Raw genomic sequence first — 15,872 nt, 5'->3', positions numbered from 1 at the left:
TCACTGGTATTTATAAAGAAAGGCCACTCAACAGTGGCCTTTTTGTTTCCGGTCATCATCAATAGCAAGTATTGAAAAGTCGGTTATTTCTTTCTTCTGGGATGTTCAATAGCCGCTTGTGCCGCTGCCAATCTTGCAATAGGCACACGGAACGGTGAACAGCTTACATAGTTCATACCAATACGGTGACAGAACTTAACACTGGCGGGATCTCCCCCATGTTCGCCGCAAATACCCACTTTCAAATTGGGTTTAGTTTTGCGGCCATTATCAGTTCCTGCTTTAATAAGCTGCCCAATTCCATCCTGGTCAATCGTCTGGAACGGATCATCGGGCAAAATTTTGAGATCAAGATATTTGGGCAAGAAGCCTCCGATATCATCCCGGCTGAAACCAAAACTCATCTGTGTTAGATCATTGGTACCGAAACTGAAGAAGTCAGCTACTTTGGCCATATAATCTGCACGCAGTGCTGCACGTGGTGTTTCAATCATAGTGCCATACAGGTAAGGAATCCTCTTCATTTTATATTTAGCACAAACCTCAGCATATACTTTATCCACAATTTCTTTCTGGTGGCGGAGTTCGTGTGCAATTACAGTTACCGGCACCATAATTTCAGGCATTGCTTTTTTACCGGCTTTTACCAGTTCGGCGGTTGCTTCAAAAATGGCACGCACCTGCATTTCTGTAATTTCTGGATAACTGATACCCAAACGCACACCACGATGACCCAGCATCGGGTTGTTTTCATGCAAGGCCAGTACCCTGCGGTTGAGCATACTCATACTTATACCTAACTCTTTACTGAGCTGGCGGAGCTTTTCTTTATCATGTGGAACAAACTCGTGCAGTGGAGGATCCAGCAAACGAATGGTTACGGGATGACCACTCATTACTTTCAAGGTGGCTTTTACATCCTGCTTTACATATTTGAACAAGCCATTCAATGCGGCCCGGCGTTCTTTCTCTGTTTTGCTCACAATCATTTTACGCAATTCAAAGAGAGGTGCCTCGCTACCTTCACCATAAAACATGTGCTCTGTACGGAAGAGACCGATGCCTTCAGCTCCGAATTTTACAGCAGCCGCTGCATCTTCGGGTGTTTCAGCATTAGCACGCACACCAATTTGTTTGACGCCATCAACCAGCTTCATCAAATCTTTATAGCTCTGATTTTTTTCAATATCAATATCTACCAATGGCATTTGTCCTTCATACACTAAACCCTTGGTACCGTTTAGACTGATCCACTCTCCTTCTTTTATGATGGTATCATTCTTGGCTTTGAAATATTTTGCCTCCTGGTGTATTTCAATATCATTACAACCAACGATACAGCATTTGCCCCAGCCACGTGCTACAAGAGCGGCGTGTGAGGTCATACCGCCTTTCGTAGTTAAAATAGCTTGTGCTTTATGCATACCATCCACATCTTCAGGACTTGTTTCTTCACGTACCAGAATTACCTTCTCTCCTCTTGAAGCCCATTCCACAGCCTCAGCACTTGAAAATACAACACGACCTTTGGCGCCACCGGGTCCGGCAGGTAATCCTTTTGCAATAACAATCTGTGTTAATTCAGCTTTAGGATCCAGCATGGGCAGTAATAATTCAACGAGTTGATTAGGTGCCACTCTCATGATGGCTGTTTTGGCATCAATCAAGCGTTCTTTATACATTTCAGTAGCCATGCGTACCGCTGCCACGCCATTACGTTTACCCACACGGCATTGAAGCATGTAGAGTTTTCCTTTTTCAATGGTAAACTCAATATCCTGCATGTCTTTATAATGTTTCTCCAGTCTTTTCTGATAGCTGTATAATTCTTTATATAAAGCAGGCATTAATTTTTCCAGCGATGTATAATGTTTGCTTTGCTCATTCATGGAGTATTCATTTACCGGTGCAGGTGTTCTGATCCCGGCTACCACATCTTCTCCCTGTGCGTTTACGAGATACTCACCATAGAATTGATTTTCTCCGTTGCCCGGATTTCGGGTAAATGCTACGCCGGTACAACTATCATCGCCCATATTACCGAACACCATGGCCTGAACGTTTACAGCAGTGCCCCACTCATGCGGAATTTTTTCAATACGGCGGTATTCAATTGCCCGTTTACCGTTCCAGCTGGCAAATACGGCACCAATGCCACCCCAGAGTTGCTCAGCAGGATCATCAGGAAACTCTTTGCCCAGAATTTTCCTGACTGTTTTTTTATAACTCTTCACCAGTTCTTTTAACTGATCGGCAGTGAGGTCGGTATCACTTTTATAATCGTATTGTTTTTTGATGTGTTCCAATTGTTCATCCAGTACTTTGCGGATGCCCTTGCCACCTTTTGGTTCAATGCCGGCTGCTTTTTCCATCACTACATCTGCATACATCATAATTAAACGCCGGTAGGCATCATATGCAAATCGTTCATCACCGCTTTGAGCAATCAACCCTTTAATGGTTTGTTCATTTAAACCAACGTTCAAAATGGTTTCCATCATACCGGGCATACTCTTGCGTGCGCCGGAGCGTACAGATAAGAGTAAAGGATTGTTTACATCGCCAAACTTTTTACCGGTAAGCTGTTCCATTTTTGCAAGTGATGCATTTACCTGTGCGGTTAAAATTTTAGGATAGGTTCGTTTATTAGCATAATAGTAAGTACATACATCTGTTGTAACAGTAAAGCCGGGAGGTACCGGTAAACGTAAGGCCGGGTGACCGGCCATTTCAGCCAGGTTGGCTCCTTTACCACCCAGCAGATTTTTCATGGATTCATTGCCATCGGCTTTGCCTCCACCGAAAAAATAAACATACTTGATTGCTTTCTTAGTTGCCATGGTTCTTGATTTTGAGAGATAATAGAACGGAGTTTTGAAACAGTGCCTCCGTTTTTAAACGGAGTAAAAGTAGAAGCATCAGTAATGGTGAGAAATGACTGGTAACACAGGTATTGCTAACTACGGTCAGCAGGATGAATGAGCGTGGGTTGTTTTTGAAAAAAGATTTATTGCAGTAGTAATTGCAATTAAACGGATTATTGACTTTCTGTTTTCTTTTACATAGGTTGTGTTATTCTTACCTCCACTGCCACAACGGTTGTTTATCAGCAGGAAGCATCTATCTATCCATTCTTCACATTTAAAAAACAAAAAACTATGCGTAAACTTTTGCTTGGAATGATTGCATTCCTCTTGTTTCTTACTGCCTGCAAGGATGAGACAAAAAAAGAAACCACTGCTACAGAACCTGCTGCCGGTGAAACCAAAGCTCAGCCCGCTGAATTTGCTGATGCAAAATATGCCCAGTTGGGAAAAGATGGCCTGGCTGCTTTAAGCTCCGGTGATATTGATAAGTGGAGCGCCAACTGGGCTGATAATATTGTTTGGCAGTGGAACAATGGTGATAGCGTTGCCGGTAAAGCAGCGGTTGTAGCTTATTGGAAAGACAGAAGAGCCAATGTGATCGATTCCATAACTTTTGCACAAGACATTTGGCTGCCTGTAAAAGTTAATCAGCCGCAGCAAAATGAAGCAGCAGGCGTATGGCTGCTGAGTTGGTATGCTGTGAATGCCAAATATAAAACCGGCAAACGCATGATGCAATGGATTCATACAGTACAGCACATGGATGCCAATGATAAAATTGACAGAGTGATTCAATACCTCGACAGAGCGCCCATTAGTGCGGCCATGGCTAAGTAATTCAGCTTAGACTTTTTTTATAGGGAAGGCGTCGGTTTTAAACCGGCGCTTTTTTGTTCTTTTTAACCGGCAATTAAAAGCCGTTCGTAAAATTTTTGCCATTTGCGGAAAAAATGATTTTGAATTATCAAAGAGATTCCTAACTTGCGCTTAGGTGTTTTTCATAAGTTAGCAACGGCCGATTCTTTTTAGGATTGGCCCTTTTTTTTAAAGTGAATGTTTTTCCTCAACAGATAATAAAAAAGCCGTTCAAACGAACGGCTTTGTTCATTTTATACGAGGGCTTTTATTTTTTGGCTTTTACATATTTTTCCAGCCACATATGTTCTTCCCACAATAAATGAAGAATGTTTTCTTTTCCACGATAGCCATGTGCTTCATAAGGCATTACCACATAACGCACACTACCTCCGTTTCCTTTTAATGCCTGGAACATACGCTCACTCTGAACAGGGAAGGTTCCTGTATTATCATCTGCTTCACCATGTACCAGGAGAATGGGCGTTTTAAGCTGGTGTGCAAAGCTGAACGGACTCATATCATAATACAACTGCGGTACCTGCCAATAGGTTCTGTCTTCATTTTGAAAACTGAACGGTGTCAGCGTTCTGTTATAAGCGCCGCTGCGTGCAATACCTGCTTTAAACCAACTGGTATGTGCCAGCAGATTAGCCGTCATAAATGCTCCATAGCTATGACCACCTACTCCCACTCTTGTACTGTCGCCCACACCCATTTCTGTAAGTTTATCAATGGCAGCTCTTGCATTGAGTTTTAGCTGTTGTACAAAATCATCGTTTGGTTTTTTATCAGCACTGGTACTTACAATCGGCATTTCTGCATTGTCTAATACAGCATAACCCTGTGTTACCCAAAAGATGGGTGAACCCCAGTTGATTCGTACAAATGCATTCCTGGAGCCACGTACCTGTGCAGCATCACCGGCATTGGTGAATTCTCTTGGATAAGCCCACATCAATATAGGTAAGGCACCATCTCTTTTTACATCATAACCTTTGGGCAGGTATAAGTCACCGGTTAAATCCACACCGTCAGCACGTTTGTAAGAAATTTTTTGTTTGGTGATGCCTTCCAGTGCGGGATAAGGATTGCTAAAAGAAGTGATTTGTACATCCGCCATTTTTGTTTTGAGATTGCGGATATAATAATTAGGAACAACCGTCTGTGTTTCTTTACGTGTTACAACTTTCAGTTGATTGGCATCCAGCACATCAATTACCATTTCATATACATCTTCACTGCAGCGCCAGATGATTTCGTTTTTACGGGTAGCTAAATCAAAACGGGCAAGGAAAGGTAAATCACCTTTGGGTGAAGCACCTGTAGTATTATTCATGAGCAGTTGATTGTTTTCTGGAATTACAACGTCTCTGCCAAATTGATTTTTTACAGTAACAGGAGAACCGGGATTGTTGTACTGATCATTTAAACTTCTTTCCATCAATAGCTCCATTTCGCCCGTAGATGGGTTTAAACGGTTCATCCATGTTCTGGCTTTGCCTCTCAATGCTTCATACACCAGTGCAAAATTGCTGTTGCCCCATTCGGTTCCTCCATAACGGTTTTTTGTTTTAAACAACAGTTTAGCTTCACCTGTAAAAGGTGCACTCAAAGTATATACTGCATCCCTGAATTCTGCATTGTTTTTGATCAAGCCACCATCCAATGGTTTGCACCACACTACTGTTGCTGCCTCATCATCTCTCCATTGAATGCTGCGGGGCACATCCTGTACATTATCATTTCCGGCAGGTGCTGTTTCGGCTGAAGGAAGTTTTGCAAGTTCTTTAATTAACTTACCATTGGCATCATGAATGGTTACCGTTGAATTAAATCCACCGGCAGGCACGGCATAAGAATAAGGTTTGTTGATAGTACGTACCAATAAATACTTCTTATCAGGCGATGAATTGAAAGAAGCATAAATAGCAGGTGTATTGATTTTTGTTTCAACGCCATTTACATTTTTCACCAGTTGGGCCTTGGTGAAAAACTCAAACAAACTTTCGTCATAGGGACTTTTGATTAAATCCTGGAATGTGGGTCGTGGTGAAGCACTGCCATAATTTTCCTGTACGGTAGGTCCTTTGGGTGTAATTGGTTTTTTAGGCATTGAGGCAGGAGCAGCAATAGTTGTTTTATACAATAATGTATTATCATCTATCCATGAAAAGGCACCACCCATTACAATATTAAGGGGAGCTTTATTCACCTTTGTTGCTTTTTGGGTAGCCACATCAATTACATACAGATCTACTTGTGAGGCGGTTACATTCGTAACAGCTATCTTGTTCTGCTTTTCATTCCATTGTGCTGTGGTGGAAAGAAGGTTGGCAGGCAGTCCGCTTATTTTGTATTCTTTATTTGTTTTGATGTTTTTAAGCGTAAAATTGTTGACGAAGTTTTGACGGCTCAATGAAAAATTGTTAGGGTTGATGCGCATACCGGCCACACGAACTTCCGGCTGCCCCAGTTCTTCTACAGTGGGATAGCTGTTGCGTTCAATGATCAACATCCACTCTCCTTTATTGTCAACACTTATTTGCGGAGTGGGTTTGGCCAGTGCCAGATCCATAATTACCTGTGGCGGCGTTTGATAGCCAACAGCATCCTGTGCTGCAGCATAAACAGTAATAAAACTGAAAATTAAAAATAGCAGTTGTCTCATACTTATGGTTTTATGTGATGTGAAAAGTATTGATTAAAAATATTGCTACCTGCGTTGATATACCCTTACATAATCAATAAGCATCCGTTGCGGAAAAATGCTGTCATTTACACCTTTCTGTCCGCCCCAGTTGCCGCCCACTGCAATATTGAGTAATAAATGAAAAGGTTGATTAAAGGGCCATGCTTCATAACCTCCACCATCATTTGTTACTTCAAAAGCCTTTTTACCGTCAACAAACCATTGCATGCTTTGTTCGTTCCATTCTATGGCATATACATGAAAGGCATCCATGACATTTTTTACAAGTAAGGTATCTGTTTTCTGTGTACCGATAATATGATTGAATTTTTTAGTGTGAATGGAGAAATGGATAAAGCCGGGATTGAATCCTACATGCTCCATAATATCAATTTCACCATCATCGGGCCATTTGAGCGGATGGGTGGAAGCAAGCATCCAGATAGCCGGCCAGGTACCCCTGCCTCGTGGAAGTTTGGCACGTACTTCAATCCTGCCATGGCTCCAGTCTCCTTTTCCTTTGGTGACTAATCTTGCAGAGGTGTAATTACTTTGCTCTTTTTTTTCTTTATGCGCTTCAATAATCAGGAAACCTTTTTCAACCCTTGCGTTCTTTAGTTGGTTTTTGGTGTAGTACTGTAATTCATTGTTGCCCCACCCATGGCCTCCAATATCATAATTCCATTTAGAGGTATCAGGCAAACCTTTGTACTTAAATTCATCAGCCCAAACCAGTTGCCATGGTTTTTGTTGTGCACCGGCAAAAAACGGTGTCATTAAGAAAGAAAATAAAATCAGGAATCTCATGCTGTTCTGTTGCTACGAATGTAAAGCAGGAGGCGGTTTCCTGTACAACCGTTCAACAAAATATTTGCTGAATCATTTACAGCCCTTATCTTCGCAGCATGAATTTCAACACACATATGCATCATCATCCTACTTGCCCCTAAGGTAAGCCTGATGCGCTATGTGCTATACATAAATAACGGAGGCTTACATACGTAGGCCTTTTTTTATTTAAAGCAAGTTTAAACAAACGATATGAACACAGAAATGAAATACACACCCCTCAGTGATTTAAGCGGTGGCGGTGCCTCAGAAACAAAGCTGCGTATTGCTGTTCAGAAAAGCGGACGTCTGTACGATGAAAGCGTAAAACTGCTTAACGAATGTGGTATTGAACTCCGCAATGTAAAAGACCGTTTAAAAACGGTGAGTGACACTTTTCCGATGGAAGTCTTTTTTTTGAGGGATGATGATATACCTCAATATGTAGAAGACGGAGTGGCCGATATCGGTATTGTTGGCGAAAATGTTTTGTACGAAAAAAATAAAGCGGCAGATGTAGTTGAAAAACTGGGCTTTGGTAAATGCAGACTCAGCATTGCAGTACAACGCAGTCAAACTTATGAAGGCGTTCAGAATCTTGATGGCAAACGCATTGCTACCAGTTATCCTTTTTTGGTAAGTGAGTTCCTGAAGAAGCAAAATATCATTGCTGAGATTCATGAAATCAGCGGTTCCGTTGAAATTGCCCCGGGTATCGGACTAGCAGATGTGGTGGTGGACCTTGTAAGCAGTGGTTCTACTTTATTAATGAACGGACTGAAAGAAGTAGAAACCATTCTCCAATCGCAGGCCGTACTCATCAAAAACAAAACGCTGAACAAGCAGCAGGAGATTTTGTTAGAAAAACTGTTATTCCGCATCAAAGCTGTTAAAAAAGCAAAGCGTAATAAGTATGTACTCATGAATGCTCCTAATGATAAACTGCAACGTATTATTGCTTTATTACCCGGTATGAAAAGTCCTACTGTTCTGCCGCTTGCTGAAACAGGCTGGAGCAGTGTACACAGTGTATTGAGTGAAGATGAGTTCTGGGAAAAAATTGAACAATTAAAAGCAGCAGGTGCTGAAGGAATATTGGTGGTGCCCATTGAAAAGATGGTGATGTAGAAATTTGAAAATTTGATGATTTGAAAATTAGATAATGATGCAGATTGTAAAACATCCAAAGAAAGTAGAATGGGCAAAGTTGTTACAACGCCCTGTGATGGATTCATCATCGTTGGAAGCAAGTGTGAAAAACATTTTGTTTGAAGTAAAAGCGAATGGTGATGAGGCCTTGAAACGCTTTGCCACCATTTTTGATAAAGTAAGTGTTCCTGAACTGCAGGTTACAGAAGCAGAAATTACATCGGCTCTTGCATTGGTGAGCAATGAATTGAAAGAAGCCATTCAACTGGCTAAGAAAAATATTGAAACCTTTCATGCCATTCAAACCACAGCAGCAGCAAAAATTGAAACCATGCCCGGTGTTGTTTGCTGGCGTAAGGCAGTGGCTATTGAAAAAGTGGGTTTGTATATTCCCGGTGGAACAGCTCCCCTGTTTTCAACTATTCTCATGCTGGCAGTGCCGGCAAAGATTGCAGGTTGTAAAGAAATTATCTTATGTACGCCACCTGCAAAAGACGGAAGCATTAATGCAGCAATATTGTACACAGCTCAACTGTGCGGCATCACTAAGATTTATAAAACGGGAGGCGCTCAAGCCATTGCAGCTATGGCATATGGTACAGAAACCATTCCGCAGGTGTATAAAATTTTCGGACCCGGTAATCAATATGTAACTGCTGCCAAGCAACTGGTACAAAAAGATGGGGTTGCCATTGATATGCCTGCAGGTCCCAGTGAAGTTTGTGTAATGGCTGATGAAACGGCCAATCCCGTTTTTGTTGCGGCTGATTTGTTAAGCCAGGCAGAACATGGGGTGGATTCGCAGGTGTTGCTGGTTAGTACCTCTGAGCAGCTCATTAATAATACCGCAGCAGAAATGGATAAACAGTTAGGTGCACTGCCCCGTAAAGAACTGGCTGCAAAAGCTCTGGAAAACAGTAAAGCTGTTTTAGTTAACAATGTGGATGAAATGATTGAACTGGTGAATACCTATGCAGCGGAGCATCTTATCATTAGTTGCAGTAATGATGAGGTGATTGCTGAACGTATTACAAATGCCGGTTCTATGTTTCTTGGCAATTATTCGCCGGAAAGTGCCGGTGATTATGCAAGTGGTACTAATCATACATTGCCCACCAATGGTTATGCCCGTGCTTACAGTGGTGTGAGTGTAGATAGTTTTGTAAAGAAAATCACTGTTCAAAAGCTGAGCCTGGAAGGATTGAAGAATATCGGTAAAGCAGTTGTAACGATGGCAGAAGCGGAAGGATTGCAGGCGCATGCCAATGCGATTAAAAAACGAATGGAGAGTAAATAACACAAACGAATTAAAATAGCAGTAAAGCTGATAAACAACATTTATGTCATTCAATTTGCAAAGTCTCATCAGGAGTAATATTCAAAGCCTCGTCCCCTACTCTTCAGCCCGTGATGAATTTCATGGTGAAGCAAAGATCTTTCTGGATGCCAATGAAAACAGTATCGGTTCTCCATTAACCAAATGGTACAACCGCTACCCGGATCCGCATCAGAAACAAATCAAAGAAAAGCTTGCTGCTATTAAAGGAGTGCCTGCTTCTCAGATTTTCATTGGCAATGGCAGTGATGAGTGTATTGATATTCTCTACCGTGCTTTTTGCAACCCCGGTAAAGACAATGTAATCATTTGCCCTCCTACCTATGGTATGTATGAAGTGAGTGCCAATATTAATGATGTGGAAGTACGCAAAGCCCGGCTGCTGGATCATTTTCAATTAGACCTTGTGCATATGGAAACACTGGTAGATGAACATACTAAAATCATCTGGCTGTGTTCGCCCAATAATCCAACCGGTAATTCACTTAACCGGGAAGACATAGAAATGGTATTGAATAATTTTGACGGGTTAGTGGTGATTGATGAGGCATATATTAATTTTTCACGGCAGCGTTCCTTTATTCCTGAACTCAAAGAATATCCCAACCTGGTAATTCTGCAAACGCTCAGCAAAGCATGGGGGCTTGCCGGCTTGCGATTGGGAATGGCTTTTGCAAGTGAAGCGATTATTGAAGTGTATAACAAAGTAAAACCGCCTTATAACATCAGCCAGGCAGTACAGGAACTGGTTATAAAAGCGCTGGATAATGTGCAGGATGTAAATGCCATGATTCAGATCATTGTGGAAGAACGGAAAAGACTGGAACAGGAACTGCCTTCTCTCCCCTGTGTGGTGAAAGTATATCCTTCAGATTCCAACTCTTTACTGGTAAAAACTGTTGATGCTAAAGCTATTTATCAATACCTGCTTACACAACAGATTGTGGTGAGAGACCGGAGTAAAGTAGAACTTTGTGAAGGATGTTTACGCATCACGGTAGGAACGGTAAGAGAAAATGATGAGCTGCTCAACGCCTTACGCTCTTTTATTGTTTAAGCATAACTTTACCACTTCTAAATTGTATATATGAATAAAATTCTGATTGCAGGTTTATTTTTATTGACAGGCGTACTGCAGGCTTGTGCTAATGACAGCACCCAACAAAAAACAGGTGTAACAGCAGATAATCAACTGAAGTTGCCCGCAGGTTTTACCGCTACTGTTGTGGCTGATAAACTGGGCAGGGCCCGTCATATTGCCGTTAACAGCAATGGTGATGTTTATGTAAAACTGGAACGACTGAAAGATGGAAAAGGCATCATCCGTCTGCGTGATACCAATGGCGATGGAGTGGCTGATGAGCAGTTTGCCTTCTGCAATTATGCAGGAACCGGCATCGCTATCAGTAACGGTTATTTATATGCCTCTTCTAACTCAGAAGTGTACCGATATAAATTCAACGCAAAAAACGAAATTGAAAATCCTGATAACCCTGAAATTATTGTTACAGGACTGGTAGATAAACGTCAACATGCTTCAAAATCCATCACACTTGATGGTAAAGGCTTTATTTATGTAAACATCGGTGCCCCAAGTAATGCCTGCCAGGAAACAGATCGTACCGCAGGTTCTCCCGGTCAGATGCCCTGCCCTATTTTAGAAACAGCAGGCGGTATCTGGCAATTTAAGATTGATAAACTCAACCAAACCTATGCTGATGGAGTTCGTTATGCAACTGGTCTGCGGAATGTGGTTGGATTAGATTGGAACACCGTTACAAATGATTTGTTTGTAACACAGCATGGCCGTGATCAGTTAAATACTTTGCATCCTTCTCTTTACAATAATGAACAAAGTGCTGAACTGCCTGCCGAAGAATTCTTTGTGGTTAAAAAAGGAATGGACTTTGGATGGCCTTACTGTTATTATGATCCTGTTCAGAAAAAGAAAGTATTAGCGCCTGAGTATGGTGGTGATGGTAAGAAAGAAGGATTGTGTGAAAACAAGGAAAAACCACTTTATGCATTTCCCGCACACTGGGGACCTAATGCTTTACTGTTTTATAATAGCAATCAATTCGGTTCTAAATATCAGAATGGCGCTTTCATTGCCTTTCACGGAAGCTGGAACAGGGCTCCTTTAAAACAGGGAGGTTATAATGTAGTGTTCCTGCCTATGAAAGATGGTAAACCAACAGGTATGTACGAAATATTTGCTGATGACTTTGCCGGTGGTGAAGAAAATTTAACTCCCGCAAAAGCAAAGCACCGTCCTTGTGGTTTAGCTATGGATAAAAATGGTGCTTTATATATTTCTGATGACCAGGCAGGAACTGTTTGGAAAATTGTTTATACCGGAAAATAAAGAACATGAATAAGATTTTACTAACCGGATGTATGCTTGCATGTGTGTTGTTCATGTCTTTTACATTTTCACAACCGGGTTTGCAGCCCATTATGCAGCGTGGTAAAAAAGTATATGATACCTATTGCCTCACCTGCCACCAGGCAGATGGTGCCGGTGTACCCCGTATGAATCCTCCGTTAATTAAAACAACATATGTATTGGGTGATAAAAAAAGATTAATCAATATTGTTTTAAAAGGCTTTAATGAGTCGGTTGAAATCAATGGTGATTATTATGATAATCCCATGCCGGCACAACCACAGTTAACGGATCAGCAGGTGGCGGATGTGTTAACTTATGTAAGAAACAGTTTTGGAAATAAAGGAACAGCAATAACCTTGGCAGAAGTAAAAGCAGAAAGGGCCAAATTAAAAAAGTAATAACCTAAGTGATGACAAATGAAAATAGCGCTGTTAACAATCCCCCTTCAGGGGTTAAGGGCAAGCGAGTTTTATTTATTGACAGAGATGGTACTTTAATTAACGAAGCGCCTCCTACGTATCAATTGGATTCATTCGATAAATTAACGTTTTACCCTGATGTGTTTTTTTACCTGCGCAAAATAGCAGCAGAATTTGATTATGAGTTGGTGATGCCAACGAACCAGGACGGTTTAGGCACTTCTTCTTTTCCGGAAGATACTTTTTGGCCGCTGCACAATTTTGTACTGAAAAGCTTTGAAAACGAAGGAGTGCATTTCAGCGATGTATTGATTGACCGCAGCTTTCCGCATGAAAACAAACCAACCCGTAAGCCGGGCACGGGTATGTTTGGCAAATACATAAATAATCCTGCATATGATTTAGTTAACTCGTATGTTATCGGAGATCGTATTACGGATATTCAGTTAGCAAAAAATCTTGATTGCAAAGGCATTTGGATTAACAATGATGCAAATCTTGGCGCTGCTGAAATACAGGACCAGGTAACGGAGTTGCGGGCAACAACCATTGCATTGGAAACAACGGAATGGAAAAAAATCTACGAATTTCTCAAGCTTGGATTGCGCACCGTACATCATGAACGTAATACCAATGAAACAAAAATCAGTATTGATTTAAACCTGGATGGAAGCGGTAAGGCTTCTGTTTCAACAGGACTTGGTTTTTTTGATCATATGCTGGAGCAGATTGCCCGGCATGGTCATCTTGATTTAACCATCGTTACCAAAGGCGATCTGCATATTGACGAACATCATACCATTGAAGATACGGGCATTGCCCTTGGCGAAGCATTTGCCAAAGCATTGGCTGATAAAAGAGGTATGGAGCGTTATGGCTTTGCCTTGCCGATGGATGAGGCAGAGGCGAAAGTGCTTATTGATTTTGGCGGGCGTAACTGGATTGTGTGGAATGCCTTATTCACCCGTGAGAAAATTGGTGAGATGCCTACGGAAATGTTTTTTCATTTCTTTAAATCCTTCAGTGATGCTGCTAAATGCAATCTCAATATAGAATGTCGTGGTGATAATGAACACCATAAGATTGAAGCCATCTTCAAAGCATTTGCCAAAGCCATCCGGATGGCTGTAAAAAGGGATCCTATGAGCAATCAGCTGCCTTCCACGAAAGGTGTGCTGTAATGATTTGAATAGGGCTGCAACTTGACTGCCATCATCCTTTATGTTTTCATAGCAGGTTAGTTTTACAGAAACACGCTGATATGAAAACAATTCTGGTTCCCATCGATTTCTCTGCTACCGCTGTTCATGCAGCCCGTTATGCCCAGCAATTGGCGGAGCAGGTAGGCGCAAAAATTATTTTAATACATGCTTACGAGCCACCACCCTCTTTTCCTATGGTGGAAGGAATGCTGTACACTGATGATTCATTGAGGCAGCTGATGAAAGATAAACTGGAACAGTTAGCAGTGGATCTTGAAAAAGAACATCCCATTATTAAAGTAGAAGCCATGATCATGGATGGCAGTTTAAAACAGGTGATGCATACTTTAACTGATGCGATGGAGGTGTTTCTGATTGTGATGGGTATTACCGGTGCCGGTAAGTTAAAAGAAACATTCATTGGCAGTAATACGCTGGATGTGGCACGCAGTAATAAAGTACCTGTATTAATTATTCCTGAACGGGCAAATTATGCGGGCATCAATGATATCGGTCTCACAACCGATTTCAGAGAAGTGGTAGAAACCATTCCGGAAAAGAAAATAAAAGAGCTCATTCATATTTTCGGAGCAAGGCTGCATGTATTGAATGTTGATTTTGCACAACGGAACTGGGATAATGATGTTCCGTTCCAGAGCGGATTAGTGGAAACAATGTTTGAACACTATCACCCAACTTATCATTTTATTGAGAATGAAAATATGGCGGATGGCTTGAGTGATTATGCATTACAGCATAGCATTGAGTTGTTGATTACCATCCCCAAAAAACATAATCTCTTACAAAAATTACTTGCGGGTAGTCATACAAAGGAATTAGTCTTCCACAGCAGGGTTCCTGTTCTGGTGATGCATGAATAAAAATCAAAGAGTTATTCAAAACGTAAAGCCTTAACCGGACTGATCTTACGTACCAGTAAGGAAGGTATCAGCAACACTAATAAACTGATGATGAAGGTGGCAACAACTACTAATACCACCTGCCAGCCAATGAGCTTTACAGGGGCTTCTTTTACATAATAAGCAGCTTCATCCAGATGAATGAAGCCCGTAGCTTGCTGCAGCCAGCAAAGTCCTGTTCCTAAAATAGTACCAATAATTACACCTGCCAGTGTAATAAAGATACCCTGCTGCCAGAAAATGGCCTGCACCTGTTGATCCATCGCACCCGTTGCTTTTAATAAGCCCACCATTCTGCTTCTTTCCAGCACCAGTATGAGCAGGCAGGTAATAAGATTCATTAAAGCCACAATGCACATGATGATGATAATGATTCTGCGGTTGGTGTTTTGCAGGTTGAGCCAGTCAAATATATTCGGATAAATATCCCGTACCGGTGTTGCATACCAACTGGTAGGAATTTCATCGAGTAAATAATTACTGATGGATTTATCATCATTATAATCAAACATCGTTACTTCATAGCCTGCTACCTGGTTGCGGCTCCAGCCATTAATTTTTTGAATCAATTCCAGGTTGACGATTGCAAAGGTTTTATCATATTCTTCGATCGCTGTTTTGTAAATGCCGCAAACTTTAACGGAGCGTACACGGGGCATGGATTCTTCGTTCTCAATAAAATACAGAAACGCTTTATCGCCGGTTTTAAGTTGTAACTGTTTCGCTGTGTAAGCAGATATCAATATGGGATATTGCTCAGCAGTGGTATCAAAGTGGAGCCAGTTGCCTTCCACCAGGTAGGGCATAATCCGCTCTTTATGAAAAGCAGCATCAACACCTTTTAACAAAACCCCTTCAATGGATTCTGTTGTTTTTAGCATAGCACTTTTGGTAGCAAACACATCCACCCATTTAATTTGATTGGTTGCCTGCAACTTTTTTTCAATGGTATCGTTCTTAAACGTGGGCAATTCTTCTGCAAGACCTGATACAGATGGTACTTCTTGCTGCACACGGATATGTCCCCAAAAACTGAAAACCTTATCAGCAACAGCTTCCTGGAAACCGGCTACAAATGCAAGGGCCAGGATCATGATGGCTACACTGATGGCGGTAGCGGCTGCAGACAAGCGAATGATAAAACGAGAAAAGGAATGGCTTTTCTGCCATACGATTCTGCGGGCTATGAAGGAAGCGATATTCAAACAAACTAAC

12 protein-coding genes are annotated in these 15,872 nt (G+C 41.5%); 8 read left to right on the top strand and 4 right to left on the bottom strand.

The features are described 5' to 3' along the window. Positions 1-83 precede the first annotated feature (83 nt). On the bottom strand, positions 84-2,840 hold the full coding sequence (gene ppdK / locus PDL71_RS11695; protein ID WP_407521189.1) for a pyruvate, phosphate dikinase: 2,757 nt from the start codon (positions 2,838-2,840) through the stop codon (positions 84-86). A gap of 318 nt (positions 2,841-3,158) precedes the next feature. Between ppdK and PDL71_RS11690 the strand changes: the two genes are divergently transcribed. Continuing rightward, the gene (locus PDL71_RS11690; RefSeq protein ID WP_407521187.1) at positions 3,159-3,704 is read left to right on the top strand and encodes a nuclear transport factor 2 family protein; all 546 of its coding nucleotides are present in this window, start codon (positions 3,159-3,161) and stop codon (positions 3,702-3,704) included. Positions 3,705-3,990: 286 nt separating this feature from the next. On the opposite strand, the gene PDL71_RS11685 is transcribed toward PDL71_RS11690, so the two are convergent. Beyond that, on the bottom strand, positions 3,991-6,393 hold the full coding sequence (locus PDL71_RS11685) for an alpha/beta hydrolase family protein (protein ID WP_407521185.1): 2,403 nt from the start codon (positions 6,391-6,393) through the stop codon (positions 3,991-3,993). A gap of 45 nt (positions 6,394-6,438) precedes the next feature. Further along, positions 6,439-7,221, bottom strand: a complete 783-nt coding sequence (locus PDL71_RS11680) for a family 16 glycosylhydrolase (protein WP_407521183.1) — start codon at positions 7,219-7,221, stop codon at positions 6,439-6,441. 234 nt (positions 7,222-7,455) lie between these two features. On the opposite strand from PDL71_RS11680, the gene hisG reads away from it, so the two are divergent. From hisG to PDL71_RS11645, 7 genes are all read left to right on the top strand, one after another. Then, entirely contained in the window at positions 7,456-8,370 is a 915-nt protein-coding gene (hisG, locus tag PDL71_RS11675) for an ATP phosphoribosyltransferase (protein WP_407521181.1), read from the top strand. Between the two features lie 34 nt (positions 8,371-8,404). Further along, on the top strand, positions 8,405-9,688 hold the full coding sequence (gene hisD / locus PDL71_RS11670) for a histidinol dehydrogenase (protein WP_407521179.1): 1,284 nt from the start codon (positions 8,405-8,407) through the stop codon (positions 9,686-9,688). A 43-nt stretch (positions 9,689-9,731) separates the two neighbouring features. Next, positions 9,732-10,784 carry a histidinol-phosphate transaminase gene (gene hisC, locus PDL71_RS11665; protein WP_407521177.1) on the top strand — a complete coding sequence of 351 codons (1,053 nt, stop codon included), beginning with the start codon at positions 9,732-9,734 and terminating at the stop codon, positions 10,782-10,784. A gap of 30 nt (positions 10,785-10,814) precedes the next feature. Then, the gene (locus tag PDL71_RS11660) at positions 10,815-12,092 is read left to right on the top strand and encodes a PQQ-dependent sugar dehydrogenase (protein ID WP_407521175.1); all 1,278 of its coding nucleotides are present in this window, start codon (positions 10,815-10,817) and stop codon (positions 12,090-12,092) included. A 5-nt stretch (positions 12,093-12,097) separates the two neighbouring features. Beyond that, positions 12,098-12,514 (top strand): c-type cytochrome, encoded by a 417-nt coding sequence (locus PDL71_RS11655; protein WP_407521173.1) that lies wholly within the window; start codon positions 12,098-12,100, stop codon positions 12,512-12,514. Positions 12,515-12,525: 11 nt separating this feature from the next. Continuing rightward, positions 12,526-13,716 carry a bifunctional histidinol-phosphatase/imidazoleglycerol-phosphate dehydratase HisB gene (hisB, locus tag PDL71_RS11650; protein ID WP_407521171.1) on the top strand — a complete coding sequence of 397 codons (1,191 nt, stop codon included), beginning with the start codon at positions 12,526-12,528 and terminating at the stop codon, positions 13,714-13,716. A gap of 80 nt (positions 13,717-13,796) precedes the next feature. Next, positions 13,797-14,618 carry a universal stress protein gene (locus tag PDL71_RS11645; RefSeq protein WP_407521169.1) on the top strand — a complete coding sequence of 274 codons (822 nt, stop codon included), beginning with the start codon at positions 13,797-13,799 and terminating at the stop codon, positions 14,616-14,618. 11 nt (positions 14,619-14,629) lie between these two features. Here the strand turns inward: PDL71_RS11645 and PDL71_RS11640 are convergent, their stop codons facing one another. After that, positions 14,630-15,862, bottom strand: coding sequence for an ABC transporter permease (locus PDL71_RS11640; protein ID WP_407521167.1), 1,233 nt, complete (start codon positions 15,860-15,862; stop codon positions 14,630-14,632). Positions 15,863-15,872: the final 10 nt, after the last annotated feature.

Origin of the sequence: Lacibacter sp. MH-610 (assembly GCF_045780045.1) — a bacterium.
GTDB lineage: Bacteria > Bacteroidota > Bacteroidia > Chitinophagales > Chitinophagaceae > Lacibacter.
This window is presented reverse-complemented; position numbering and strand designations above follow the sequence as displayed.

Coding starts and splice junctions, on each gene's coding strand:
- hisD (WP_407521179.1), top strand. CDS start 8,405: ATGATGCAGATTGTAAAACATCCAAAGAAAGTAGAATGGGCAAAGTTG.
- hisG (WP_407521181.1), top strand. CDS start 7,456: ATGAACACAGAAATGAAATACACACCCCTCAGTGATTTAAGCGGTGGC.
- ppdK (WP_407521189.1), bottom strand. CDS start 2,840: ATGGCAACTAAGAAAGCAATCAAGTATGTTTATTTTTTCGGTGGAGGC.
- PDL71_RS11690 (WP_407521187.1), top strand. CDS start 3,159: ATGCGTAAACTTTTGCTTGGAATGATTGCATTCCTCTTGTTTCTTACT.
- hisC (WP_407521177.1), top strand. CDS start 9,732: ATGTCATTCAATTTGCAAAGTCTCATCAGGAGTAATATTCAAAGCCTC.
- hisB (WP_407521171.1), top strand. CDS start 12,526: ATGACAAATGAAAATAGCGCTGTTAACAATCCCCCTTCAGGGGTTAAG.
- PDL71_RS11645 (WP_407521169.1), top strand. CDS start 13,797: ATGAAAACAATTCTGGTTCCCATCGATTTCTCTGCTACCGCTGTTCAT.
- PDL71_RS11660 (WP_407521175.1), top strand. CDS start 10,815: ATGAATAAAATTCTGATTGCAGGTTTATTTTTATTGACAGGCGTACTG.
- PDL71_RS11680 (WP_407521183.1), bottom strand. CDS start 7,221: ATGAGATTCCTGATTTTATTTTCTTTCTTAATGACACCGTTTTTTGCC.
- PDL71_RS11655 (WP_407521173.1), top strand. CDS start 12,098: ATGAATAAGATTTTACTAACCGGATGTATGCTTGCATGTGTGTTGTTC.
- PDL71_RS11685 (WP_407521185.1), bottom strand. CDS start 6,393: ATGAGACAACTGCTATTTTTAATTTTCAGTTTTATTACTGTTTATGCT.